This is a genomic window from Orenia marismortui DSM 5156, from assembly GCF_000379025.1.
GTDB classification, from domain to species: domain Bacteria; phylum Bacillota; class Halanaerobiia; order Halobacteroidales; family Halobacteroidaceae; genus Orenia; species Orenia marismortui.
The window spans coordinates 44,504-69,578 of sequence record NZ_KB900617.1 but is presented as its reverse complement, the minus strand read 5'-3'; the positions used below and the strand labels follow the sequence as shown (position 1 = coordinate 69,578).

Annotated in this window: 24 protein-coding genes and 1 other annotated feature; all 24 genes read left to right on the top strand. The window is 30.9% G+C overall.

Annotated elements, in window-relative coordinates:
- Nucleotides 1-12 precede the first annotated feature (12 nt).
- The 24 genes from OREMA_RS0100330 to OREMA_RS0100215 all read left to right on the top strand — a co-directional run bounded on the left by OREMA_RS0100330 (nucleotide 13) and on the right by OREMA_RS0100215 (nucleotide 24,862).
- Nucleotides 13-1,332 (top strand): PhoH family protein, encoded by a 1,320-nt coding sequence (locus OREMA_RS0100330; RefSeq protein WP_018247286.1) that lies wholly within the window; start codon nucleotides 13-15, stop codon nucleotides 1,330-1,332.
- A gap of 255 nt (nucleotides 1,333-1,587) precedes the next feature.
- A complete protein-coding gene (locus OREMA_RS0100325) occupies nucleotides 1,588-2,289 on the top strand; it encodes a YggS family pyridoxal phosphate-dependent enzyme (protein WP_018247285.1) in 702 nt (233 codons plus the stop codon).
- Nucleotides 2,289-2,717: a cell division protein SepF gene (locus tag OREMA_RS16865; protein WP_018247284.1), complete on the top strand. Its 429-nt coding sequence runs from the start codon at nucleotides 2,289-2,291 to the stop codon at nucleotides 2,715-2,717. Before OREMA_RS0100325 ends, OREMA_RS16865 begins: the two co-directional genes overlap by 1 nt.
- Entirely contained in the window at nucleotides 2,707-3,525 is an 819-nt protein-coding gene (gene proC / locus OREMA_RS0100315; protein WP_018247283.1) for a pyrroline-5-carboxylate reductase, read from the top strand. The genes OREMA_RS16865 and proC overlap by 11 nt, the downstream gene beginning before the upstream one ends.
- Before the next feature lie 3 nt (nucleotides 3,526-3,528).
- The gene (locus tag OREMA_RS0100310; protein WP_018247282.1) at nucleotides 3,529-3,798 is read left to right on the top strand and encodes a YggT family protein; all 270 of its coding nucleotides are present in this window, start codon (nucleotides 3,529-3,531) and stop codon (nucleotides 3,796-3,798) included.
- 68 nt (nucleotides 3,799-3,866) lie between these two features.
- The gene (locus OREMA_RS0100305) at nucleotides 3,867-4,655 is read left to right on the top strand and encodes a photosystem II S4 domain protein (protein WP_018247281.1); all 789 of its coding nucleotides are present in this window, start codon (nucleotides 3,867-3,869) and stop codon (nucleotides 4,653-4,655) included.
- Between the two features lie 13 nt (nucleotides 4,656-4,668).
- Complete coding sequence (locus tag OREMA_RS0100300; protein WP_018247280.1) at nucleotides 4,669-5,193, top strand: DivIVA domain-containing protein; 525 nt, start codon at nucleotides 4,669-4,671, stop codon at nucleotides 5,191-5,193.
- Nucleotides 5,194-5,218: 25 nt separating this feature from the next.
- Nucleotides 5,219-5,464, top strand: a complete 246-nt coding sequence (locus OREMA_RS0100295; protein ID WP_018247279.1) for a TM1266 family iron-only hydrogenase system putative regulator — start codon at nucleotides 5,219-5,221, stop codon at nucleotides 5,462-5,464.
- A gap of 61 nt (nucleotides 5,465-5,525) precedes the next feature.
- Nucleotides 5,526-6,227: a 5'-methylthioadenosine/adenosylhomocysteine nucleosidase gene (locus OREMA_RS0100290; RefSeq protein ID WP_018247278.1), complete on the top strand. Its 702-nt coding sequence runs from the start codon at nucleotides 5,526-5,528 to the stop codon at nucleotides 6,225-6,227.
- A 776-nt stretch (nucleotides 6,228-7,003) separates the two neighbouring features.
- Nucleotides 7,004-8,920 (top strand): SLC13 family permease, encoded by a 1,917-nt coding sequence (locus tag OREMA_RS0100285; RefSeq protein WP_083900067.1) that lies wholly within the window; start codon nucleotides 7,004-7,006, stop codon nucleotides 8,918-8,920.
- Between the two features lie 294 nt (nucleotides 8,921-9,214).
- Nucleotides 9,215-9,454 (top strand) — a binding site (T-box leader).
- Between the two features lie 367 nt (nucleotides 9,455-9,821).
- On the top strand, nucleotides 9,822-12,602 hold the full coding sequence (gene ileS / locus OREMA_RS0100280; RefSeq protein ID WP_018247276.1) for an isoleucine--tRNA ligase: 2,781 nt from the start codon (nucleotides 9,822-9,824) through the stop codon (nucleotides 12,600-12,602).
- Nucleotides 12,603-12,766: 164 nt separating this feature from the next.
- A complete protein-coding gene (locus OREMA_RS18075; protein ID WP_018247275.1) occupies nucleotides 12,767-14,323 on the top strand; it encodes a sensor domain-containing diguanylate cyclase in 1,557 nt (518 codons plus the stop codon).
- A gap of 89 nt (nucleotides 14,324-14,412) precedes the next feature.
- A complete protein-coding gene (locus OREMA_RS0100270; RefSeq protein ID WP_018247274.1) occupies nucleotides 14,413-14,898 on the top strand; it encodes a hypothetical protein in 486 nt (161 codons plus the stop codon).
- 241 nt (nucleotides 14,899-15,139) lie between these two features.
- Nucleotides 15,140-15,385, top strand: coding sequence for an extracellular matrix/biofilm regulator RemA (gene remA / locus OREMA_RS0100265; protein ID WP_018247273.1), 246 nt, complete (start codon nucleotides 15,140-15,142; stop codon nucleotides 15,383-15,385).
- 26 nt (nucleotides 15,386-15,411) lie between these two features.
- A complete protein-coding gene (gmk, locus tag OREMA_RS0100260) occupies nucleotides 15,412-15,993 on the top strand; it encodes a guanylate kinase (protein ID WP_018247272.1) in 582 nt (193 codons plus the stop codon).
- A 39-nt stretch (nucleotides 15,994-16,032) separates the two neighbouring features.
- Entirely contained in the window at nucleotides 16,033-16,233 is a 201-nt protein-coding gene (gene rpoZ, locus OREMA_RS0100255; RefSeq protein ID WP_018247271.1) for a DNA-directed RNA polymerase subunit omega, read from the top strand.
- 113 nt (nucleotides 16,234-16,346) lie between these two features.
- Nucleotides 16,347-17,546 carry a bifunctional phosphopantothenoylcysteine decarboxylase/phosphopantothenate--cysteine ligase CoaBC gene (gene coaBC, locus OREMA_RS0100250; RefSeq protein ID WP_018247270.1) on the top strand — a complete coding sequence of 400 codons (1,200 nt, stop codon included), beginning with the start codon at nucleotides 16,347-16,349 and terminating at the stop codon, nucleotides 17,544-17,546.
- A gap of 311 nt (nucleotides 17,547-17,857) precedes the next feature.
- Nucleotides 17,858-18,853, top strand: a complete 996-nt coding sequence (locus OREMA_RS0100245; protein ID WP_018247269.1) for an ABC transporter substrate-binding protein — start codon at nucleotides 17,858-17,860, stop codon at nucleotides 18,851-18,853.
- Between the two features lie 79 nt (nucleotides 18,854-18,932).
- The gene (locus OREMA_RS0100240) at nucleotides 18,933-19,916 is read left to right on the top strand and encodes an ABC transporter substrate-binding protein (RefSeq protein ID WP_018247268.1); all 984 of its coding nucleotides are present in this window, start codon (nucleotides 18,933-18,935) and stop codon (nucleotides 19,914-19,916) included.
- A 12-nt stretch (nucleotides 19,917-19,928) separates the two neighbouring features.
- Nucleotides 19,929-20,822: an ABC transporter permease gene (locus OREMA_RS0100235; RefSeq protein WP_018247267.1), complete on the top strand. Its 894-nt coding sequence runs from the start codon at nucleotides 19,929-19,931 to the stop codon at nucleotides 20,820-20,822.
- Entirely contained in the window at nucleotides 20,822-21,619 is a 798-nt protein-coding gene (locus tag OREMA_RS0100230; protein WP_018247266.1) for an ABC transporter ATP-binding protein, read from the top strand. The genes OREMA_RS0100235 and OREMA_RS0100230 overlap by 1 nt, the downstream gene beginning before the upstream one ends.
- A 70-nt stretch (nucleotides 21,620-21,689) precedes the next feature.
- Nucleotides 21,690-22,178: a hypothetical protein gene (locus tag OREMA_RS0100225; protein WP_018247265.1), complete on the top strand. Its 489-nt coding sequence runs from the start codon at nucleotides 21,690-21,692 to the stop codon at nucleotides 22,176-22,178.
- A 392-nt stretch (nucleotides 22,179-22,570) separates the two neighbouring features.
- On the top strand, nucleotides 22,571-22,933 hold the full coding sequence (locus OREMA_RS0100220) for a DUF2294 domain-containing protein (protein ID WP_018247264.1): 363 nt from the start codon (nucleotides 22,571-22,573) through the stop codon (nucleotides 22,931-22,933).
- A 705-nt stretch (nucleotides 22,934-23,638) separates the two neighbouring features.
- Nucleotides 23,639-24,862, top strand: coding sequence for an L-lactate MFS transporter (locus OREMA_RS0100215; protein WP_026188854.1), 1,224 nt, complete (start codon nucleotides 23,639-23,641; stop codon nucleotides 24,860-24,862).
- The last annotated feature ends 213 nt before the right edge of the window (nucleotides 24,863-25,075 follow it).

The window sequence follows — 25,075 nt, the reverse complement described above, 5'->3', positions numbered from 1 at the left end:
GGGTGGATAATTATGAAAAAAATTTATATATTAGATACAAATGTTATACTTCATGATCCAAAATCAATATTTTCATTTGAAGATAATAATATAATTATTCCAATGGTTGTGATTGAAGAAGTAGATGATAAGAAGAAAAGGCAGGATTCAGTTGGTAGAAATGCCAGATTATTCTCAAGATATGTAGATGAACTAAGGAAAAAAGGGAAGTTATCTGAAGGAGTAGAGTTAGATAATGGTGGTAAGATTAAAATTGAATTAAACCATCAAGTTCTAGCTCAATTACCTAAAGGTATTGATCCTAACAAACCTGACAATCGAATTTTAGCTACAAGTTTAGGTTTACAAAATGAACAAGATATTCCCGTTATTTTAGTTACTAAAGATATCAATATGAGAATTAAAGCAGATGCACTGGGCATTAAAGCTGAAGATTATGCTACAGATGCAATTGATATTGATGAATTATACTCAGGACTTAAAGATATAAAAGTTCCTGCTGATAAAATCAATAGCTTCTTTTCAAATAAGCGATTGAATCAAGAAGAATTATCTTTAGATGAAAAGCTATATTCTAATCAATTTGTTAATTTAGAGGATAGTTTTGGTGGATCTCAATCTGCTCTATGTAGATATGATAAAAGTAAAAATTATTTAGTCCCATTTATATTTAATTCTAGCGATGTATGGGGGATTGTTCCTAGAAATAGAGAACAGAGATGTGCTTTTGAATTATTGTTAAATGATAATATTAAATTAGTTACTTTAGTGGGGAAAGCAGGTACTGGAAAGACATTATTAGCTTTAGCAGCGGGATTACAAAAAGTTGTAGAAGATAAAGATTATAAAAAGTTGATAGTAACACGTCCTATTGTTCCTATGGGTAATGATTTAGGGTTCTTACCAGGAGATAAAGATGAAAAGTTAGCTCCTTGGATGAGACCTATCTTTGATAATATGGAATTTTTGGTAGGGGGCAAAGATGAGAATACAGCCAGTGCTGTAGCAGATTTAAAGGAAATGGGTTTAATTGAAATGGAAGCAATAACTTATATTAGAGGTAGAAGTATTCCAAATCAATTTATTATAGTTGATGAAGCACAAAACCTAACTCCCCATGAGATTAAGACTATTATTACTCGAGCAGGTGAGAATACAAAGATTGTATTGACTGGAGACCCTTATCAAATTGATCATCCATACCTTGATAGTAATAGCAATGGGTTAACTTATTTAGTTGAGAGATTAAAAGATAAAGAATTAGTTGGTCATATAACTTTATCTAAAGGTGAAAGATCAGAATTGGCTGAAATAGCAGCTAGTTCATTATAATAACTCTTATATCTTAAATGGGTGTATTATTATATCAATTTAGATACTGATTTCTGGTTTTTAGTTTTAAGCAAATATTAAAATGTTTAACTAAAAGCCAGAAATTAATTAATATCTAATAATCGTTAAAAAATAAACTTTGTAATTGGTATATTTATTTAGCTATATTTAATTATTTCTATAATACACCAGATAGGTGTATTTTTTTTGCAGAAAAAGAATAATAAATATATAATTATAGTAGGGAGGTTGATTATGCAAGATATCCAAAGTAGATTACATAAAATAGAAGAGAGAATTGAGAAGGCTGCTAAAAGAGCAGGACGTAATATTTCAGAGATTAAATTATTACCTATCTCTAAATATCATTCTTTGGAGAAGATGAAAGTTATTTTAGATGATGGAATTAATGATTTTGGAGAGAGTAGGGTACAAGAATTAACAGATAAATATGATGAATTTGATTCTGAAGTAAGGTGGCATATGATTGGTCACTTACAAAGAAATAAGGTTAAGTATTTAGCTAGAAGACATAGATGTACCTTGATTCATTCTGTAGATAGTTTAAGGTTAGCTAAGGAGATCAATAAAAGGTCTAAGCAAGAAGATAGGGTAATGAATATTCTTATACAAGTAAATACTGCTGAAGATGATAATAAATTTGGTATTTATTCTAAAGAAGCAATTGAATTGATTAAGAATATATCTAAACTTGAATATGTAAAGATAAAAGGATTAATGACAATTGCTCCATATTCTGATGACCCTGAAGAGGTAAGGCCATATTTTCGCAAATTAAAAGAATTAGCGTTAAAAATAGAAGCTATAGGAATAGAAAATGTGGAGATGGATGAATTATCGATGGGGATGACCAATGATTTAGAGGTGGCAATTGAAGAAGGAGCAACTATTTTAAGGGTTGGATCAGGAATTTTTGGAGAAAGGGAGTATAAATGATGGAGTTTATAGATACTTTATTAAATAAAATTGATCAATTCTTTTCTTTAAGTCCCCAAGAGATAGAGAGAGAGAGTAATAGTTATCAGCAAGATGACATTGAAAGAGATCTAGATTTTAATTCTATTGTTTCTGATTCTGAAAAGAATATGACAATTATTAAGCCTAGTTCTTTTGAAGATACACAGCAGATAGCTGATGAATTAAAAAATAAGCAGTCGGTATTGCTTAACTTAAGTGATGTAGAACATCAACTAGCTACTAGAATTATTGATTTTATAAGTGGAGTGATTTATGCTTTAGATGGAAATGTAGAAAAGGTTAGTGAAGGCATCTTTTTATTTGCACCTGAAACTGTAGAGATAAATTATCAAGCTGATAATAATGGTCTATCTAAAGAAGAGAAGGAGAGTTTATATGCCAAGTAATAAGAAGATAGGATTTATTGGTGCGGGGTCTATGGCAGAAGCTTTGATCAAAGGTATTTTAAATTCTGGGATCTTTCTGCCAAATCAGATGTATATTAGTGATATTAAAGCAGAAAGGTTAGACTTATTAAAGGATAAGTATCAGGTAATAATAGCTAAAGATAATTTTGAATTGCTTAAGAATGTAGATTATATTATTATGGCAGTTAAGCCTAAAGTGATTCCTGTAGTTTTAAAAGAGTTAGAAGAAGATATTGATGAATCTCAAAAAATATTCTCAATAGCAGCAGGGGTTACAACTAAAATGATAAAAGAATATTTATCTTCAAATAATACAGTTGTTAGATTGATGCCAAATACTCCTGCTTTAATTGGTGAAGGAGCTATAGCCTATACCCTAGGAAGCGATTTTGAAGCAGAGGATAAAGAATTAGTAGAAGAGATATTTAGTAGTGTTGGTAATCTAGTTGAGGTAGAAGAAGATTTAATGGATGCTGTAACTGGGTTAAGTGGAAGTGGTCCAGCTTATATCTATTTAATTATTGAGGCCTTAGCTGATGCAGGAGTAAATGTTGGTTTATCCAGAGATAATGCTTTAGAATTAGCTTTACAAACTATAATTGGCTCTGCTAAAATGGTTTTAGAGTTAGAAAAGCATCCTGCTCAATTAAAGGATATGGTAACCTCTCCTGGAGGTACAACAATTACAGGTTTAAAGATATTAGAAGAAAAAGGAGTTCGTTCAGCTTTTTATTCGGCTATAGAAGCGGCTACATTGAAATCTAAAGAATTAAGGGGGGAGGAGTAATAGATGTTAATTTCACTGGTAGATTTAGTTTTTAAGTTCTTTTATTATTTAATTCTTGCTAGGATTATAGCATCATGGGTACGTCCTCCAGCTCATCATGAAGGGATGAGAAAGCTAATGGAGTTTATTTATCGTTTTACAGAACCAATCTTAGGACCAATTCGTGAGTTGTTGCCTTCCTTTGGAGGAATTGATTTTTCACCAATTATTGCCTTTTTAGCTTTACAAATCATTAGAGATGGATTGATTAGACTATTAATTTATTTATTTTAGTAATTAGATATTGATAATTAGTCGATATCGACTAATTATCAACAATTAAGGTACTAGGAGTGATAATAGTGGTTGATAAAGAGAGGTTGCTCTCTCATGTAAATAATGAAGAGGATAGAATAGAGTTATCACAGATTTTAGATAAAGCAGATTTAGCTTTAAACAGGCATCAACCAACCTTTACTAATTTTCTTAACCCTCACCACTTGTATTTAGCTAAAGCAATTTTAGAGCAGATTCCTAATCTGAAGTTTTTGGAATATGGTGGTTATGATAGGGCTGAAAGAAGAAGAATATCCTTAATGCCAGATTATTATCTGCCAGACATAGTTGAAAGTCCTATTGTTTTACTCGATATTAGAGGACAATTTAAATTTCAAAAAGTAAGCCATAGAGATTTCTTGGGGTCAATTTTGGGAACTGGAATTAAAAGAGAGATGGTTGGTGATTTAATTTTATATAAGCAAGGATGTCAAGCTGTTGTTGCTAAAGAGATAAGAGATTATCTATTATTAAACCTTGAGCAAGTCCATAAAATTGGAGTTGAGGTAGTAGAGATGGATTTTGATGCTTTAGAAATTGAGCCTGAAAGAATAAAAGAGATAAATACAACTGTTGCTTCCTTGAGACTTGATTCTATAGCTAGTTCAGGTTTTTCAACCTCAAGGAATAAAATGAGTAAAGAGATAGAACAAGGAAAAGTAAAGGTAAATTGGAAAGTTATTGATAATCCAGCACACTTTGTGCAAACAGATGATATTATATCTATTCGAGGTAGAGGAAGAGTAGAGATTGATGAATTATTAGGTGAATCTAATCGAGGAAGAATCAAAGTAAAATTGAAGCGATATATTTAGGAGGAGATAACTTATGTCTTTTACACCTGCAGATATTTACAATAAAAAATTTAAAAAAACTCTTAGAGGTTATGATACTCAAGAGGTAGATGATTATTTAGATTTAATAGGTGTCTACTATGAAGAGATTATATCAGAGAATGATAAGTTAAGGCTAGAGATACAAGAGTTAAAAAATGAAGTAGAAACTTATGAAGAAAAAGAATATGCTATAGAAGAAAAGATGAATAAAGCAGAAGAAGTAGTTAAAACTAGAGAAATCACAGCAGAAAAAGAGGCAGAATTTATTATCAGAGAGGCTGAACTGAAAGCTAGAGATATAATTCAAAATGCTAAATTGGAATCTAAAAAAATAGTACAAGTTGCTCAAAATAAAGCAGAAGAAAAATATAAGCAGTACAATAAACTATCAAATGTTGAACGTTTGACAAAAATTAGGTTAAAACAGTTCTTAGAAAGTCATTTAGAGATGTTAGAAGATGATAATGTGGATTTACAGGCTATTAAAGAAGAATTAGAATTTGTAGAAGAAGATTAATAGTAGAAGTAAGGGGGGAGATTAGATGGAAAAGCGTATTGGAGTTATTGGTATTGTTATTTCTGATCGCTTAGAAGCTGCTAATAAGGTAAATGATATTTTGGCTGATTATGGGGATATTATTGTTGGAAGAATGGGTTTGCCTTATGATGATCGAGGTTTGAATATTATTTCCTTAATTGTGGATGGAACTAATGATGAGATTGGAGCTCTAGCTGGTAAGGCTGGTAATATAGATGGAGTTAAGGTTAAGTCAATGCTTACTACATAATGTGTTTATTAACTGTTAGCTAGTAGCTAATAGTTACTTTTATATAGAGGAGTGAAGATAATTGAAAATAGGTATTATTGGAGCAATGGATATAGAAATAGAGTTGTTAAAAGAGGAATTAGACTTAAAGGACACTCTTAATAAGGCGAGTATGGAGTTTTATGCAGGAGAGTTGCTTGATAAGGAAGTTGTTTTAGTTCGTAGTGGTATAGGTAAGGTAAATGCTGCTGTTTGTACTCAGATTTTAATTGATGATTTTGCTATTGATCAAATTATCTTTACTGGTGTAGCTGGTGCTGTTGATCCAGTGTTAGATGTTGGTGATATTGTGATCTCTAGTGAGGTAGCACAACATGATATTGATGTTACAGGTTTTGGTAGAGAATATGGCGAAGTTCCTGGCTTGGATAGAGTATTTTTTGAGGCTGAGGAGAAGTTAGTTAATTTAGCTAAAGTTGCAGGAGAGAAGGTCACGGCTAAAGAAGATATCAAAGTTTTGATAGGAAGAGTCTTATCAGGAGATCAATTCATAGCTGATAGAGAAAAGGTAGCCTGGTTAGAAAGTACTTTTGGAGGTTATTGTACTGAAATGGAAGGAGCAGCAGTAGGACAGGTATGTTTTTTGAATTCTAAGCCCTTTGTAATCATTCGTTCAATGTCTGACAAAGCTGATGGAGAAGCTAATATTTCCTTTGATGAATTTGCAAAGATAGCTGCTGATAATTCGTATAAGATAGTAGTAGAAATGTTGAAGAATATATAGATTGATTTTAAATTTTTATCTAAGGTTAGATGTAAATCTAAGGTGAAATGAATAGTATTACTTCTTTTTAGTAGTAAAAAGAGATATGGATTATTATTAAATTCAACTTATCATTATGAATAATATATATTAGTTATATAGATCAAATTTTCACATAAAGTATAAAGTGACTGTTTAGTTTCAGAGTGAGCTTATGCCAAGTCGATTCGGTAGTACCACGATCAACATTGCGTATTAATATAAAAGATCGTGGTTATGCCAAGTCGATTCGGTAGTATCACGATCAACATTGCGTAATTAAAATTGAAGAAGCAGTGTTAGAGCTGCCTAGATATCGGATAAATAGAGCAAATAATGAATCTATCTAAAGAATGTGAATATTCTATCTTAGCTTTATTTGATATTGCCCAAAAGAAATAAGAGTTTATAAAGATATTTCTATAGGGAGACATTTATTGAAAAAATCAAAAATTATTATCTGTTTTTAAGAAATTAATAGATTATCTTTCACACCAATTAATACTAGAATATTTGATATATTGGAGGAATGAATTTTTCATTTCCTTTTATCTTTTGCTACTTAAGGTTAATTAAATAGCTAGGTGTAAATTTTTTTGCTAAAAAACTATTAAACAGTTAGAGAAAGTATTTTTATTTCCTATTATAAAAGACTACTAAGGTAATAGAGAATATATGGTATTAAGCTAAAAATGGATGGAATTCCGTTTAAGAGGAGGGATTGCTAGTAATTAGATTGAGGAGGGGTTTATTTGTTTATGCAAGTTAAAAAAATAGTATTTATATTATTAATAGGAATGTTATTAGCTTGTCTTTATCCAGTAATATCTCAAGCAGCAGATAATTTAAACAATTATACAGAAATAATCCCTAAATTTAATACTAGTATAGCAATAGTTGGCTCGGTAATAATATTATTATTAGGGTTATTTGTTTGGGAACCAGTTCCAATTGGGATTATAGCATTAGCAGTTCCAGTGATTCTTGTAGCTTTAAATCTATGGACCAAGGTATCTAATGAACAAGCATTATCAGGCTTTAGTAATAGCGCAACTGTGACGATAATGGCTATGTTTGTTTTAAGTAGGGGAATTCAAAATAGTGGAGCAGTGCAATTATTAGGTAATAAACTAGAAAGTTTTACAGGAGATAATCAGAAGAAGCAGGTAGGAACAATTACTGCTTTTACAGGATTTATTGCTAGTATTATTAACAATACACCAGTAGTAGCGGCTTTTGTTCCAATGGTGACTAATCTGGGGCGTAGAACAAAAGTATCACCATCAAAGTTATTAATTCCTCTTTCTTATGCCTCGATGTTAGGAGGAACTATAACATTATTAGGTACATCTACTAATATTTTAGCCAGTCAAGTATCTGCTCGACTTATCAATCATCCTTTTGGGATGTTTGAGTTTACTAAATTAGGTATAATAGTATTTGGAGTAGGGTTTATTTATTTAGTTACAGTTGGGTATTATTTAATTCCAGAGAGAATAAAAGTTGAGTCTAAAAGTTTGTTAAAAGATTACAAAATGGAGAAGTTTTTAACGGAAGTAAAAATTGATGATAATTCTCCTTTATTGGGTAAAAGTATAGGTGAAGCCTTCAAAAATTTGGATAAAGATTTAGATGTTATTCAAATGACTCGTGAAGGGGAACAATTTATGGAGCCATTAGATGTAAAGACGATTAGGTCTGGAGATCATTTGGTAATCAGAGCTGCAAAAGAAACATTATTAAAATTTATTGAGAATAAAGGGATAAGTTTATTGCTAGATATTAAAATTAATCAAAATCAACTAGAAGATTCAGTTCAAGGTCAGAAAATTATAGAAGTTGTTATTCCTGATAATTCCTTTATGACAGGTCAAACTATTAATAATGTTAATTTTCTTGAACGTTATGATGCCAGTTTATTGGCTATTAAGCATAATGAAAAGATATCTTACAAAAATTTAAAGAGTTTTCGCCTGAAATCAGGAAATGTATTACTTTTGCTAGTAACAGATGCTACTTTGAAGCGTTTAGATAATAATATGAGTTTTATTATTGAAGATGATGTAGAAAGACCCAATTATAGCCCTTCTAAAATATTTTTAGCACTAGGAATTTTATCATCTGTAATTATTCTAGCTTCAATGAATATTATTTCGATTGCTATTGCTACCTTAGGTGGGGTAATAGCAATGGTTGCTACTAATTTGGTAAAACCTAATGAAGTTTATGAAGCAATAAACTGGGAAGTAGTCTTTTTATTGGCTGGTTTAATTCCATTGGGGGTGGCAATTGAGCAGACTGGTACTGCACAATTTATAGCTAGTCAATTACTACAAGTAACAGGTATCTTTCCGCCGGTTGTAATATTGGGTATCTTCTATTACTTCACAGTTTTATTAACTAATATTATCAGTAATAATGCAACGGCAGTACTTATGATTCCTGTAGCAGTCAATGCAGCTGAGCAAATTGGAGCTAATCCCTTTGCTTTTGTACTAGCAGTAACCTTTGCTGCTAGTGCTGCTTTTTCAAGTCCAATTGGATATCAAACAAATTTAATGATTTATGGTCCAGGAGGATATAGGTTCCGTGATTTTATTCGTGTAGGTGCACCTTTAGAAATAATCTTAGCAATTATAGTTCCTCTTTTTATATCTATATTTTGGGGAATATGATCTGAAAAATTAATATAAAAGAATCTATGTATCTTCAATAAAAACATAAACCTTCCTGATGAGTATTAAAAATATATGATATTTAGTTTAGGTCTTAGGAGAGGTTTTAATAGTATGATTTTAGATGATTTAGCTGAGTAAGTTGACAACATGAGTTTATTGATTTAGTTTTTAGAAACTTAATTATTATTATAATGGGTTGTTTTTAATAATAATAGCTAGAAGGTTATTTTTAATTCTCTATTGACTTAATTTAAGAAATGTATTATAATGTAAGACAAAATGTTATATGATTAAATAGCAATCATAGAGAAGAGTAGATGAAGTAGAAGTTATAGCGAACTAGGGATGGTGTAAGCCTAGGAACAGAAGCTTTATTGAAGATCGTCTCTTAGCTATTCCTTTGAAATTAAAATAGTAGAAGGAATCGGAGCAGACCGTTATTCTGTTTGAGTGAGTATATTATTAGCCAGTAGCTAGCAGCTAAAATTATACTAATTAGGGTGGTACCGCGATTATAATCTCGTCCCTTTCAGGGAGGAGTTTTTTTATTTTTTGAAAGGAATTATAAGTTTTAAAGAGTTTCAATGGTTTAGCCAGTAAAAATAAAAGACTTATTAGCTACTGATTGATATGAATAAAACACGGATAAATTATTATATTACAATGAAAATCTTTTAAAGTATTCGTGTAAACCTATGGATATCCGTGATAAAAAATTATTTTAAATTAGTTTTTGAAATTTTGATTATAGAAGAATGAGTACTAACTAAGTTTATTTTTGCTTTATAATATAGTTTTCGGTGTATAGAAAATAGTTTAATCTTTGAATAATATAAGATATTTAAAGGTTGTCAACTGTACATTGTCAACTGTCAACTATAAAAAGAGGGGTGTAAAGATGAATTATAAGGATACGTTAAATTTACCTAAAACAAAATTTCCTATGCGGGCTAATTTAGCAAAGCGGGAACCAGAATTCCAAAAGTTTTGGGAAGAGAAGGGCATCTATGAGAAAGCATTAAAGAAGAGAGAAGGGGCTAAACAGTTTATTTTACATGATGGTCCCCCTTATGCAAATGGAGATATTCATATCGGTCATGCATTAAATAAAATTTTAAAGGATATTGTTACTAGATATAACCACTTAAAAGGATTTCAAGCTCCTTATGTTCCAGGGTGGGATACTCATGGACTACCAATTGAACATAAGGTGACTAAGGAGTTAGGAGAAAAAAGAAAAGAGTTATCTACTACAGAATTAAGAGATATGTGTAGAGATTATGCATTAAAATATGTAGAAAGACAAAAAGGACAATTCAAGCGATTAGGTGTATGGGGAGATTGGGATAATCCATATATTACCTTAGATCCTCAATATGAGGCAAAGCAGATTGATGTTTTTGGTCAAATGGCATTAAAGGGCTTACTATATCAAGGATTAAAGCCAGTACATTGGTGTACTGATTGCGAAACTGCATTAGCAGAAGCAGAGATTGAATATCAAGATAGTCGAGGGCCTTCTATCTTTGTTAAATTTCCAGTAAAAGAAGGAAAAGTCTTAGGTGGAGAAGAGCTAACAACTGATGACTATGTAGTTATCTGGACTACAACTCCATGGACTATTCCATCTAATATGGCAATTTCAGTTCATCCTGAATTTGATTATGTAATTGTTGAGACTAATAATGGCAGAATTGTAGCAGCTAAAGAGTTATTAGATCAAATGATGGATATTTGTGGAATTAAAGAGTATAGTATAGTAGCTGAATTTAAAGGTGAAGAGTTAGAGGGAGTTACATGTAAGCATCCATTCTATGATAGAGAATCACTATTAATTCTAGGAGACCATGTTACCTTAGAACAAGGTTCTGGTTGTGTACACACTGCTCCAGGTCATGGTCATGATGACTATGTTGTTTGTCAAGAATATGATATTCCAGTATTCGCACCAATGGACAATACAGGAACATTTACTGAAGAAGCAGGGCCAGAATTTGAAGGAATGTATTATGATGATGCTAATATTAAAGTAACAGACTTATTGAAAAAAGATGACTTATTAATGAATTTAAACTTTATTGATCATTCTTATCCACATTGTTGGAGATGTAAGAATCCAGTTATCTTTAGAGCTACAAAACAATGGTTTGCTAGTGTAGAGGATATTAAAGATGAGGCTTTAGAAGCTGTTAAAAATGTTGATTGGTATCCTGAATGGGGAGAAAAGAGAATCTCTAATATGATCGAAAATAGAACTGATTGGTGTATTTCGCGTCAGAGAGTTTGGGGAGTTCCAATTCCAATCTTCTATTGTAAAGATTGTGGGGAGACAATAGTAACAGAAGATACTATTGAAGCAGTAAAAGAGTTATTTGCTGATCAAGGATCAGGTATTTGGTATGAATTAAAGGCTAATGAGATGCTTCCTGAAGGGACAACTTGTGAGTGTGGTTGCAGTGACTTTGAAAAAGAACATGATATTATGGATGTATGGTTTGATTCAGGAGCTAGTCATGCTGCTGTATTAGAAAATTATGATATCTTAGATAGACCTGCAGATCTATATTTAGAAGGTACTGACCAATATCGTGGTTGGTTTAACTCTTCATTACTGACTTCTATTGCAGCTAGAGGAGAAGCTCCATATAAAGCAGTTGTAACTAATGGATTTACCGTTGACAAGAAAGGTAAGAAGATGTCTAAGTCTATTGGTAATGTTGTCTCACCTCATGATATTATCAAGCAATATGGTGCAGATATTTTAAGACTATGGGTTGCATCTTCTAACTTTAAAGAGGATGTTAGAGTTTCTGATAAGATATTAAAAGAGAATGCCGAGGTTTATCGTAGGATTAGAAATACTTCTCGTTATATTTTGGGTAATTTATCCGATTTCAATCCAGCAGAGGATAAGCTTGCTTATAATGAATTAACTGAAATTGATCGTTGGGGAGTAATGAAATTACAAAAATTAGTTCAAGTGGTAGAAGAAGCTTATGAAAATTATGAATACCATAAAATTTATCATGCAGTTCATAACTTCTGCTTAGTAGATTTAAGTTCTTTCTATATGGATATTTTGAAAGATAGATTATATATCTTAAATCCGAATGACCCAGTACGTAAGTCTGGTCAAACAGCTATGTATGAAATTTTGACTACACTAATTAAGATTGTTTCACCGATCTTAGTTCATACAGCTGAAGAAGTGTGGAAACACTTACCAGAAGGTGACCATGCTGAGAGTGTATTCTTAGAAGACTGGCCAACTGTCAAAGAAGAATATATCAATGAAGATCTAGAAGCTAAGTGGGAAGAATTGTTAACTATTAGAAAAGATGTTTCTAAGGCATTAGAGATTGCTCGTAAAGATAAAGTGGTAGGACATTCCTTAGATGCTGCTGTTAAGATTTATGCAGGTGAAAAGACTTATGAATTCTTATCTAAATTTGATAATTTAGCAGAGTTATTTATCGTTTCTGTTGCTGAATTATCAGAAGATGATGAAGAAAAAAGTGATGATTTATATGCTGGAAAAGAGTCTGATATTAAAGTAGCAGTAACTCAAGCAGCCGGAGAAAAATGTGACCGCTGCTGGAATTATAGTGAAAGTGTCGGTAATAATGAAGAACATCCAGAAATCTGTGCTAGATGTTCAGAAGTAGTAACTCAATTATAATTATTATTTAAAGCTTGTGGCTATAGCCACAAGCTTTATTATTTTGCTCATATTTTAAGGAATATAGGATTGTAATTTACTAAAATAATTTCATAATATTTCATAATTAGATAGCAGGTAAAAGTATACTAGTATAGAATATATTAATAGGAGGAGGGGGATAGATGTTAAGAATATCTATTTTTATATTAATCTCTTTATTAGTGCCTATGATTATAAGCTTAGTTTCATCTGTTATAAATAAATCAAAGATAGTAAAATTACTTATGTTAGTTGGTTTAATTATGATATTTATATCAAATAATATATTGTTTACTGATTTATTAAATAAAGAATTAGGTATTGTGGCTATATATATATTTATTATTCTTAGTATAATATTGTTTGATACACTTGGTGGAGTAATTTCATTATTGGTTTCCCTTCCTGTATTAATACTTTCAGATATTAGTGTGATATCGCTTACATATCAGATATTATTCTTTTTAATAACAATTTTATTTTTAGGTCGAGTCTTTAATATAATCCAAAATAAATTGAAAAATAGTATACAATTAAATTTAAAATTATCTAGTCAGATTAAAGAATTAAGAGGTTTAAGAGAAGTTAGTGCTCTTTTGCAAGGAACTTTAGAATTGGACAAGATCCTACATATCATATTATCTTCAGTAACTGCTGGGTCAGGTTTAGAGTTTAATCGAGCTATTTTATTTTTAATTGCTGGAGAGGATAATGTGTTAAAGGGGAATATTGGTATTGGTCCTTTAAATCAAGAAGAAGGCCTGAAAATTTGGGAGAATATTGCCAAAGATAAAATTAATTTAGAAGAGATGATCTTTATTCAGCAAGAACTTGAAGCAACTCATATAGAGTTAAATGATCTTATTCAAAACTTAGTTTTTGATTTGAATAAAGATAATATAGCTACTAAAGCTATAGAAAATCAACAATCTTATAATATTAAATGGATGAATCCTGATGATAATTTTCAATGTGAACTAGCTGCTAAATTAGGTATGGAAGCTTTTGCATTAGTTCCCCTTATAGTTAAAGGTAATGTAATTGGAATATTGACAGTAGATAATATAGTGAATCAAAAAGAAATTACTTACGAAGATATTGATTCTTTATTACCTTTTGCTAACCAAGCTGCTATAGCTATCCAGAATGCAAAGCTTAATAAATTAAAAGAAGATATGGTTATTAAAGATAATTTAACTGGACTTTATAATCAAAGGTTCTTTCAAACAAGTATAAAAGATAAGATAGAAGAATGTAGAGAAAAAGAAACTTGTTTGGCTTTGATGATGATAGATATAGATTATTTTAAAGTTTATAATGATAACAATGGACATCCTGCTGGAAATGAAGCATTAAAACAATTATCTAGTATACTAGCAAGTAATGTGAGAGATGAAGATATTGTGTGTAGGTTTGGTGGAGAAGAGTTTTCTATTATTCTACCTAATATATCTCAAAAGTTGGCTTTATCTATAGCTGATAGAATTAGAAGAAAGGTATCAGAAAGTAAATTTAAAAATCAAGAGACACAACCTAAATCTAAAGTTACTATTAGTGTGGGAGTAGCTGTCTTTCCTAAAGATGCAAGTGGTGATCGTGAGTTATTAAATGTTGCAGATGAAGCATTGTATTATGCTAAATTATGTGGAAGAGACAATGTTAAATTATATAAAGACTATTTAATAGATAAGAAAAAATAATTATCAATTTTTAAGAAATATTAAACTTAAAATTAAAATTATAAAGCCTCTAAATGTTTATAGTTTAAAATAAAGAGGAGTGGTATATGATGCTAGATAATTTATTAATTATTGGGATGTTTCTTTATATAACTATTATATTGTTAACTGGAGAGAAACTCTATTGTTTGGGGCTTGATTTTTTTGCTACTAAGAAATTAAAAAAGCTAGGGTATAGCTTTAATGATTTGGAATTTTCTTTTGAACAAATATATTATATAGTTTCGACTCCAAGTATTAACTCTGAACTTTGCAAATTACCTACTAATAATTACTTTATTAAGAAGGGTAAGTTATCTCTTTTCAGTTCTAAAATCAATGATTTACAAATATTCGTTAAGATGCCCAATGGTAAAAAAAAATTATTAGCTATTGTTCCTAAAGATAGATTTCCTGTCCCTATTTTAGATAGTATGTTATATTACAATGAGATTGACCAGAAAGAATATGATTTATTGATTGCTTATTTGTTTTCACATGTTAAGACTCATGATATGATCATAAAAGAGGTTAACCATAAGATAATAGAAGGTTAGCAGAAAAACAAAAGGAATATATATTAATCCTCATTTTTTATAATAAATTTAATAGTTTTCAGATATAAAGTACTTGTACTATAAAGGCTTATTAGAGTTTAAAATATAATTTTTTTCTTGCAAAACATGATTGATTTATGATATATTATAAACTAGTCTAAATATTTATAATATATCTTTACATATAATATAATTACCATCTATAAAGTGTTCGTTATTATAATTTTAAGGAGGATTATTAATGAATATTAAATTAATCAATATTGGGTTTGGAAATATTGTTGCAGCTAACAGAATTATTGCTATTGTTAGTCCAGAGTCTGCACCAATAAAAAGAATTATACAAGATGCTCGTGATAGAGGAATGTTAATTGACGCTACTTATGGTAGAAGAACTAGAGCAGTTGTTATTACTGATAGTGATCATATTATTCTATCTGCAGTACAACCAGAAACAGTTTCACAACGTTTAACAGATGATGAGTAATAAGTATTTGAAGTGGGGGATTAAGCATGTTAAATTATAAAGATAAGCGGGGAAACTTAATCATCCTATCTGGGCCCTCTGCAGTAGGAAAAGGAACAGTTTTAAGAGCATTATTAAAAGATTATGATGATATATGCTATTCTGTATCAGCTACTACTCGCCAACCACGTCAAGGGGAGCTAGATGGAAAAGATTATTTCTTTATGTCACTGAATAAATTCAAGAAATTAATAAAAGAAGATGAATTTATTGAATGGGCAGAGGTGCATAATAATTATTATGGAACTCCTAAAAGTTATGTCGAAGAAACCTTGGCAACTGGCAAAGATGTAATCTTGGAGATTGATATTCAGGGTGCAAAGCAAGTAAAGGAGAGTTTTGATGAAGGGATCTTTGTTTTCTTGGCACCACCATCTTTAGAAGAGTTAAAATCTAGGATTAATAAAAGGGGTACAGAGACTCAAGAAGCAATTAATACTAGAATGAAAAACGCTACTAAAGAAATAGAAGAAATAAATAAATATGATTATTTAATTATTAATGATAAAGTGGCTTCTGCAGTAGATAAGTTAAAATCAATTATTATTGCGGAAAGGTGTAAACTTTAGTAATTAGTCACTGATCACTAATTAATAGGAGGGATAATATTGTTATCATACCCAGAGATGAATGATTTAGTAGATAAGTGTGGTTCTGCTTTTTCAGCAATTATAATAGCTTCTAAAAGAGCTAGAAAATTAAATGATGGAGCAGAAGGATTATTAGAAGAGTATAAAGGCTCTAAAGATGTTTCTAAGGCGTTAGAAGAAATTATTGAAGATAAACTAGTTCCTGAAGAAAAAATATAAATTTATGTAAAATGTCTTCTTTCAGTTTGAGTATTGATAGAACTTAGTTCTAACTGGATAGGAAGGCATTTTTATTTTTATAAAAATAGTTTATATAGGAGGTAAAATCTGTTATGTTAGAAGGCAAGAATGTAGTAATAGGTGTGACTGGAGGAATAGCAGTTTATAAGTCTGTAGAGATAGTAAGTAGATTAAAGAAATTAGGAGCAGATGTTTATGTAATTATGACTAAGTCGGCTACTGAATTTGTAAAACCTATGACCTTCCAATCATTAAGTCATAATCCAGTAGTAGTGGAGATGTTTGGTAGAGCTCAATATTGGGATGTTGAACATATCTCTTTGGCTGATAAGGCTGATTTAATGTTAATAGCTCCTGCTACTGCTAATATTGTGGGAAAGATAGCTAATGGTATTGCTGATGATATGCTATCAACAACAGTAATGGCTACACAGGCTCCTGTTGTTTTATGTCCAGCTATGAATGTTAATATGTATAGTAACTCAATCTTCCAAGATAACTTATCTTATCTTCGGGAAAAGGATTATAAGATTATTGAAGCAGATGCAGGTTATTTAGCATGCGGATATGAAGGAAGAGGTAGATTAGCAAAACCATTAGAAATTGTTGAAACTTCAATTGCATATTTATTAGCTCCAGAAGAAGATTTAAATGATAGGAAGGTATTGATAACAGCTGGAGGAACTATGGAGGCTTTAGATCCGGTAAGGTATCTTGGTAATCATTCATCAGGAAAGATGGGTTATGCATTAGCCAGAATGGCTCAAGCTAGAGGTGCAGATGTAACTTTAATTTCAGCACCTACAACTTTGAATGACCCTAAAGGAGTAAAAAAGATAGAGGTTAGAACAGCTGCTGAGATGGAAGAGATTGTTTTTAAGTATAGGGCAGAACAAGATATAATTATTATGGCTGCTGCTGTTGCCGATTACCGCCCTAAAGATTATTCAAATAATAAGATAAAAAAAGAGTCAGGGGACTTAGTTATTAGGCTAGAAAGAACAGAAGATATTTTAGCTAAGCTAGGAAAGGATAAAGATAATCAGATTTTAGTAGGATTTGCAGCTGAATCCGATAACTTATTAGAGAATGCCAAAGATAAGTTAGCAAGAAAAAATGCTGATTTAATAGTTGCTAATGATATAACTTCTGCAGATACAGGTTTTGCTGCTGATAATAATAAAGTAATAATTATTAGTAAAGATAGAGAAGTAGATATACCCAAAGCTAGTAAGCTAGAGGTAGCAAAGCAGATTATAGATCAAATCTGTGAGATGATATTAAATAATTAGTGAGTACTAGGGATTAAGTTTTTCTTGACATCATAATATAAATAAATTATAATTTATTGTAATAAAAGAGAATAAATAAATAGTAAAATAGTAGTGTGGTAATTTTAGTAGGTATTAAGTAGCTGTTAGTAGTAGAAAAAAAGTAGAGTGGTAGTTTAGTAGGAAATATGGATGTGATAAATAGGTGTAGTATCTGTTAGTTACTATATCTGTTTGTTAATAAATTAGCCACTCTTACAGGAGTGGTTTTTCTTTTGTATGGAGTAATTTTTTTCTAGTAAAAATTAATTATAAAAATGGGGGTAAATAAGATGAGAAGTAGAGTATTGAGTAGTTTAATTACAATTATTTTATTAATGACTTTGTTAGTAGCTTGTTCTAATCAAAATATTAAAAAAACACCTCAAGAGAATAAAATTAAGAAGGTAGGTATTATTCAGATTGTAGAGCATCCAGCTTTAGATGATGCTAGAGAAGGATTTATTAAGGTATTAGAAGAGGCAGGTTATAAAGAAGGTGAAAATATCAGTTATGACTATCAAAATGCACAAGGTGATATGTCCACAGCTCAAACAATAGCAAAACAATTTGCTTATGATGATTTGGATTTAATATTAGCTATAGCTACTCCAACAGCACAAGCAGTAGCTAATAGTGTTAAAGATACTCCAATTTTGATTACAGCAGTTACAGATCCTAAATCAGCAGGACTAGTGGAAAGTATAGAGAAACCTGGTGCGAATATTACAGGAACTAGTGATTTAACACCTGTTAAAGAACAATTTAAATTATTAATTAAGATAGTACCACAGGCCAAGAAGGTAGGTATTATTTATAATGCAGGAGAGACTAATTCAGTTGTGCAAGCAGAATTAGCTGAAAGCGCAGCTAAAGAGTTAGGATTAGAATTAATTCCTGCTACAGTAAGTTCTAGCAATGAAGTGTATCAAAGTGCCCAGTCATTAGTGGGGAGAGTAGATGCAATTTATGTACCAACAGATAATACAGTAGTTTCTGCTATTCAGTCTGTGGTTAAAGTGACTAACAAAAGCAACCTACCATTAATAGTAGGTGAAGATAATTCAGTTGAGAATGGCGGATTAGCTACAGTAGGTATTAATTACTACAATTTAGGAAAGCAGACTGGAAAGATGGCCATAAAAATCTTTAATGGAGCTAAGCCAGCAGAAATGCCAATACAATATTTGGAAAATACTGACTTAGTTATTAACCTTAAAGCTGCAGAGAAGATGAACGTTGAGATTAAAGAAGATTTATTAAGTCAAGCTAAGAAGGTAATTAAATAATAACCAGTAAGAAGTGTAGTTTGGTAGAAAAGTTTGCTTATCTTGCTTCTATTATTAAATTTTAAGAGGAGCTGAAAAGATGTTTAGAAAATTTCCGGGATTATTAATTATGACTTTATTGTTAGTTTTATTAGTAGGGTGTAGTAACGAAAAAACTGTGGAGAGTAATAATATCAAAAAAATAGGTATTATACAGATTGTAGAACATCCAGCTTTAGATGATGCTAGAGAAGGATTTATTAAAGAGCTTGAAAAAGCTGGTTATAAAGATGGAGAAAATGTGAGTTATGATTATCAAAACGCACAAGGTGATATGTCTACAGCTCAAACAATAGCTAGACAATTTGCTTATGATGATTTGGATTTAATATTAGCTATAGCTACTCCAACAGCACAAGCAGTAGCTAATAGTGTTAAAGATACTCCAATTTTGATTACAGCAGTTACAGACCCTAAATCAGCAGGCTTAGTGGAAAGTTTGAAGAAGCCTGGTTCTAATATTACAGGGACTAGTGATTTAACACCTGTTAGAGAGCAGCTTGAGTTACTAGCTCAGATAGCTCCTAAAGCTAAGAAAATAGGTATTATTTATAACGCAGGAGAGACTAATTCTGTTGTGCAAGCAGAATTAGCTGAAAGCGCAGCTAAAGAATTAGGATTAGAATTAATTCCTGCTACAGTAAGTTCTAGTAATGAAGTGTATCAAAGTGCCCAGTCATTGGTGGGGAGAGTAGATGCAATTTATGTACCAACAGATAATACAGTAGTTTCTGCTATTCAGTCTGTGGTTAAAGTAGCTAATGAAAATAATTTACCTTTAATAACTGGTGAAGATAAGCCAGTAGAAAAGGGTGCTTTAGCTACAATTGGAGTTAACTATTATAGGTTAGGAAGACAAACAGCAGAGATGGCTGTGGAAATCTTTAATGGTGCAGATCCAGCTGAGATGCCGATAGAATACTTAGAAGATACAGATTTAGTTATTAATCTTAATGCTGCTAAAGAGATGCATGTTGAAATATCAGAAGATCTAATTGAAAAAGCTAAAAAAGTAATTAAGTAGGAGGAGTAGATTATGAATATAAATGTCATTTTAAGTTCTGTAGAACAAGGTTTAGTTTATGCAATTATGGCTTTAGGAGTTTATTTAACATTTAGAGTATTAGATTTTCCTGACCTTACTGTAGATGGAAGTTTTCCTTTAGGGGCAGCTGTAGGGGCTAAGTTAATTGTTTCAGGTTGGCATCCTATTTTAGCTGTTCTAATAGCATTAGTTTGTGGTGTATTGGCTGGAGTTATTACAGGAATATTAAATACTAAATTAAAGATAACGGGACTTTTGTCAGGGATTTTAACTATGACCGCTTTATATTCAGTTAATTTAAGAATTATGGGCAGGGCAAATATCTCCCTATTAGGAAGCAATAAAATTTTTGCTTTATTAACTAAATTAGGAATATCAGAAGCAAATAGTACATTTTTATTTTTTGTATTATCTGTAGCAATAGTTAAATTTCTAATTGATTGGTTTTTAAAGACTGAATTAGGTCTAGCATTAAGAGCAACAGGTGATAATAAGCAGATGGTTAGAAGTTTAGGGGTAAATACAGATTTAACTGTGATTTTAGGTTTGGGACTATCAAATGGATTGGTTGCCTTATCTGGAGCTTTAGTAGCGCAGCATCAAGGCTTTACAGATGTTAAAATGGGGATTGGAATGATTATTATTGGTTTAGCCTCAGTTATTATTGGTGAAGCAATAATTAGGAATAAAAAAATAAAATGGGCTACTTTAGGTGTTGTTTTAGGTTCTGTAATTTATAGATTAGTAATTACAGTAGCTTTGAGATTGAATTTAAATCCTAATGATTTAAAACTTATAACAGCAATTTTAGTAATATTAGCTTTAGGGACACCAGCAATAAAAGAGAAATTTAATACTAATAAGTTAACAGGAGGTGTTAGCTAATGTTGAAAGTAATAGATGGGATAAAGGTATTTAATCAAGGGACGGTAAATGAAAATATTGCTTTAAAAGGCATTGGTTTAGAGTTAGCTGAAGGAGAATTTACAACTGTGATTGGGAGTAATGGAGCAGGTAAATCTACTTTGCTTAATGTAGTTGCAGGCAGTTTGAACTTGGATAGAGGAAAGGTTATCATAGATGGAAAGGATTTAACTGCTAAGTCTGATTATCAACGTGCCAATTTAATTAGTAGAGTATTTCAAGATCCATTACAAGGAACAGCAGCTTCTATGACGATTGCTGAGAATCTTGTTTTAGCCTTAAAAAGAGGTTCAAGACTTGGTTTTGGTATAGGGGTTGCTAGTACAAGAAGAAAGAAGTTCAAAGAGGCTTTAAGTAGCTTGAATTTGGGGTTAGAAGATCGATTAGATGACAAAGTTGGTTTATTGTCTGGTGGGCAACGTCAAGCACTTACCTTAGTGATGGCAACTTTACAGCAGCCTAAGGTATTATTATTAGATGAACATACTGCTGCTTTAGATCCAAAAACAGCTCAAAATATTGTAGATATTACTAAGCGACTAGTTAATGATTATAACCTGACAACTTTAATGGTAACTCACGATTTAGATCATGCTATAGAACTTGGAAGTAGAACGATTATGATGGATAATGGTAACATAGTCTTAGATATAAAGGGAGAAGAGAGAGCTAAGATGACTATTGATGATTTATTAGAGCAGTTTACAGAGGTAAGTGGCCATCGACTTACTAATGATCGAATCTTATTAGCTCAATAAAGTATAATCAAATAATCTATATGAATTCACAAAGAATAAATCTTAATTAACTCTATTATGGAGGCTAAAAATGTTATTGAAGAGTAATTGGAAAGAGAAGAAAAAGCGGATTGATAAGCTAAAGTACTGGGAATATATAATTAAAGGGGTTATACTAAAGGAGTATGGTTTGGTTAGTATTATCTGTATAATTCTTATCGTCTTAAGTCCTTATTTTGGAGTGAATAAGGGCTATGGACTAATAAGACTATCAATTCAATCATTCTTAACTATATTCTCTTTTATCATATTAGGACTAATAAATGGTATCTTTGAGTTGTATGTGAATTCAGTTTTAGAAGATGAAAAGATAAATAATACTATTAATAAGTTAAGGGTAAAGTATATGCTAGTATATATGCTAAATATTATGATAATTCCTATAATACTTAAACTAGTTACTATAGAAAAAACAGTCCAAGAGTTATTAATCTATGGTCTAATTTCTGTTTTTATAGGTATATTTTTTAGTAATTTTTCATGGGAAGATCTTAAGGAAGAAATTTATAATTCAGAATAAGCAGTGGGAATATCTTTAAATAGATTGTTTTTTATAATTTAATAATCTGTAGATATCGAAGTCTAAAGTAAAACTTAATGGATATAAAGAGACACTTTTAGGTGCTAGGTGATAGGTAATAGGAGTTAGTAAGATCTTTCTATGTCCTAGCTCCTAACGCCTAACTCCAAAACTGTCGCTTTATCATTCTATAAAGTCATATTTAAAGTTCGTTCTAAGGCTGTATACTTAGATAGAGATTTAAAGTTACCTTATAGTTTTAGCTTGACAACTAAAGTACTTTATTTTAAAATGTATTTAATCTATTAAAGCTTTAATAGATTAAGTTTAAATATATATATCATTATCAGTATTGATATGATATATATTTTTTTGCGTAGGAGGGAGAAGTTATGACTAAAGGTCAATTAGAAGCAGAGATTAGTAAAGTATTAACACAATGGGAGAAAGACTTTCTCGGTCGAGGGCCAGTTAGTGTAAAGACTGATATTATTCGTGACATGATAATTGTTGTTTTACAGGGGCTTTTAACACCTGCTGAACATAAACTTTCTGAGACGACAGAAGGGTTATTGTCTATTAAAAGAATTCGTGCTGATTTAGTAGAGGCTGGGCGAGAGAAATTAGGTGAAATTATTAAGGAGCAAACTGGGGAAGAAGTAGTTATATTTCATAGTGATATTAGTACAAGAACTGGTGAACGAATTATGGTCTTTAAATTATCGGCTGATTTAGAGCAAAAAATAAGTTCGTAGTAGAGATAAGTAATATATAATTTTTAAAGGTTTATAAACTTCATTTCAAATAATAGAAATATTCAGCTTAAGAATTTATTATATATATATTTATAGTAATCTAAGCTGTCCCTTAGCTAAGGTATTTGACAAGCTTACTTCATCTCGATATAATAAAGGAAGTAATTACTAAGTGATATCAGTATATTATTAGTTATTAACATAGCTGATATTTATATTAATAACTAATAATAGTACTTTTAATATAATTGTATTTTAATAATAGATATATTATTTTTTCTTATAGTGTTATGGGATATTATAAAAATAGAAGACTCGTTGGCAGGCAAAAGAAGGGTATAATATTATACCAGTCTAATGTAGGTCAACACCAAGCATTGCTAAGATTAATCTTAGCAATGCTTGGTGTTGACCTTTTTTTGTATATTTAATTATTAAATTTATAAAGGATTCATCAAAAGAGATAAGATTATTATAGAAGGCTATATAAGGTTATAGTTGTTATTATTGTTTCTAATTTGGGGATTATAATAATAGCTTAGACTTATTTTGTTTCGATAATTTTATAATAATAATATATCTATTATTTTATGTATAGATATTTTATGTGTAAATAGTAAGAGGTATTTTACAGAAAAATATAAGTATAATAATGAACTTATTAAAAGGATTAAAATAATAAAAGGAGGAGTTGATTTGGAAAGTATGTCGAAGTCAAGTATTACTCAAGGAAAAAAGAGGTGGCTATATATACCTTTGGGCTTAATAATATTTATGTGTATGGGAACAGTCTATGCTTGGAGTGTATTCAGAAAGCCTATAGAGGAGTTATTTAATATTGGTGCTACTCAAAGTGGATTACCTTATATGTTCTTTTTAGTATCTTATGCATTGGGAATGCCAATTGCAGGAGGATTAATAGAGAAGTATGGTCCTAAATTAATAACTATAATTGGTGGTTTAATTGTTTCTATCGGCTGGGTTTTATCAGGGTTTGCTTCTAGTATAAATATGCTGATTATTTCTTATGGTGTAATTGCAGGAGCAGGAGTAGGGGTGGCCTATGGTGCTCCTATGGCAGTAGCTGCAAAATGGTTTCCAGATAAAAAAGGATTAGCAGTCGGTTTGACTTTGGGAGGATTTGGTTTATCACCTTTTGTAACAGCTCCTTTAGCTAATTGGTTGGTTAATTCTTATGGACCTTTTCAAACTTTTAAAATCTTAGGTATAGCTTTTGCTATTATTATTACTGTTTTGGCTCTACCTTTAAAGTTTCCAGGAAGGGAATTAAGCATTGACTCTGATCAAGATAAGTCCAATGATAAAAATGAGATAAATTTAGATACAAAGGATATGATCAAGACACCAACTTTTTATGGACTTTGGATTTGTTTTGTAATAGGAACATTAGTAGGTTTAATGGCTATTGGAATCTCAAGCCCTGTGGCAGAAGAAGTAGTGAATTTAGATGCTAGTACAGCAGCTTTTATGGTATCATTTTTTGCCATTTTTAATGGTATAGGACGCCCTATTTTTGGAGGGATTACAGATAAGCTTAATCCTAAAAAGGCTGCTATAATTTCCTATATGCTTATAATTTTAGCTTCTATTTTGATGTTGAATGCTGGTGAGGGTAATATATTCTTATATGGTGTAGCTTTTGCTATATTCTGGCTTAATTTAGGTGGCTGGTTGGCTATAGCTCCTGCTGCTACAGGAATCTTCTTTGGTGCAAAAAATTATAGTAAGAACTATGGTTTTTTATTTACAGCCTATGGTGTAGGAGCTGTATTAGGAAATCTTTTAGCAGGTAAATTACGAGATATTTTAGGAAGTTATTTATATACTTTCTATCCAACGATTGCTCTTGCAGTATTAGGTATAATAATTGCTGTTTTAATGTTAAAAGAGCCTAAAATTGAAGATTAGTTTTAATAAAGGATGCATTTTTGCATCCTTTATTTTATGTGTGCCTCGTAGATTTAGTAAACAGTAGGTGAAAATCCTATCCATGCTGTTTTCGCCAGTACGGTGTGTGAAATCAACAGTAGCAGGGTGTCTACCGTGAGGTAGAATCTGAAGAGTTTGAGATGAGCAATCAGTCCGGAACAATATGTGAACCAGAGGTGGCATTTAGCTTTG

Coding starts and splice junctions, on each gene's coding strand:
- OREMA_RS0100330 (WP_018247286.1), top strand. CDS start 13: ATGAAAAAAATTTATATATTAGATACAAATGTTATACTTCATGATCCA.
- OREMA_RS0100325 (WP_018247285.1), top strand. CDS start 1,588: ATGCAAGATATCCAAAGTAGATTACATAAAATAGAAGAGAGAATTGAG.
- OREMA_RS16865 (WP_018247284.1), top strand. CDS start 2,289: ATGGAGTTTATAGATACTTTATTAAATAAAATTGATCAATTCTTTTCT.
- proC (WP_018247283.1), top strand. CDS start 2,707: ATGCCAAGTAATAAGAAGATAGGATTTATTGGTGCGGGGTCTATGGCA.
- OREMA_RS0100310 (WP_018247282.1), top strand. CDS start 3,529: ATGTTAATTTCACTGGTAGATTTAGTTTTTAAGTTCTTTTATTATTTA.
- OREMA_RS0100300 (WP_018247280.1), top strand. CDS start 4,669: ATGTCTTTTACACCTGCAGATATTTACAATAAAAAATTTAAAAAAACT.
- OREMA_RS0100295 (WP_018247279.1), top strand. CDS start 5,219: ATGGAAAAGCGTATTGGAGTTATTGGTATTGTTATTTCTGATCGCTTA.
- OREMA_RS0100285 (WP_083900067.1), top strand. CDS start 7,004: ATGCAAGTTAAAAAAATAGTATTTATATTATTAATAGGAATGTTATTA.
- ileS (WP_018247276.1), top strand. CDS start 9,822: ATGAATTATAAGGATACGTTAAATTTACCTAAAACAAAATTTCCTATG.
- OREMA_RS18075 (WP_018247275.1), top strand. CDS start 12,767: ATGTTAAGAATATCTATTTTTATATTAATCTCTTTATTAGTGCCTATG.
- OREMA_RS0100270 (WP_018247274.1), top strand. CDS start 14,413: ATGCTAGATAATTTATTAATTATTGGGATGTTTCTTTATATAACTATT.
- remA (WP_018247273.1), top strand. CDS start 15,140: ATGAATATTAAATTAATCAATATTGGGTTTGGAAATATTGTTGCAGCT.
- gmk (WP_018247272.1), top strand. CDS start 15,412: ATGTTAAATTATAAAGATAAGCGGGGAAACTTAATCATCCTATCTGGG.
- coaBC (WP_018247270.1), top strand. CDS start 16,347: ATGTTAGAAGGCAAGAATGTAGTAATAGGTGTGACTGGAGGAATAGCA.
- OREMA_RS0100245 (WP_018247269.1), top strand. CDS start 17,858: ATGAGAAGTAGAGTATTGAGTAGTTTAATTACAATTATTTTATTAATG.
- OREMA_RS0100240 (WP_018247268.1), top strand. CDS start 18,933: ATGTTTAGAAAATTTCCGGGATTATTAATTATGACTTTATTGTTAGTT.
- OREMA_RS0100235 (WP_018247267.1), top strand. CDS start 19,929: ATGAATATAAATGTCATTTTAAGTTCTGTAGAACAAGGTTTAGTTTAT.
- OREMA_RS0100230 (WP_018247266.1), top strand. CDS start 20,822: ATGTTGAAAGTAATAGATGGGATAAAGGTATTTAATCAAGGGACGGTA.
- OREMA_RS0100225 (WP_018247265.1), top strand. CDS start 21,690: ATGTTATTGAAGAGTAATTGGAAAGAGAAGAAAAAGCGGATTGATAAG.
- OREMA_RS0100220 (WP_018247264.1), top strand. CDS start 22,571: ATGACTAAAGGTCAATTAGAAGCAGAGATTAGTAAAGTATTAACACAA.
- OREMA_RS0100215 (WP_026188854.1), top strand. CDS start 23,639: ATGTCGAAGTCAAGTATTACTCAAGGAAAAAAGAGGTGGCTATATATA.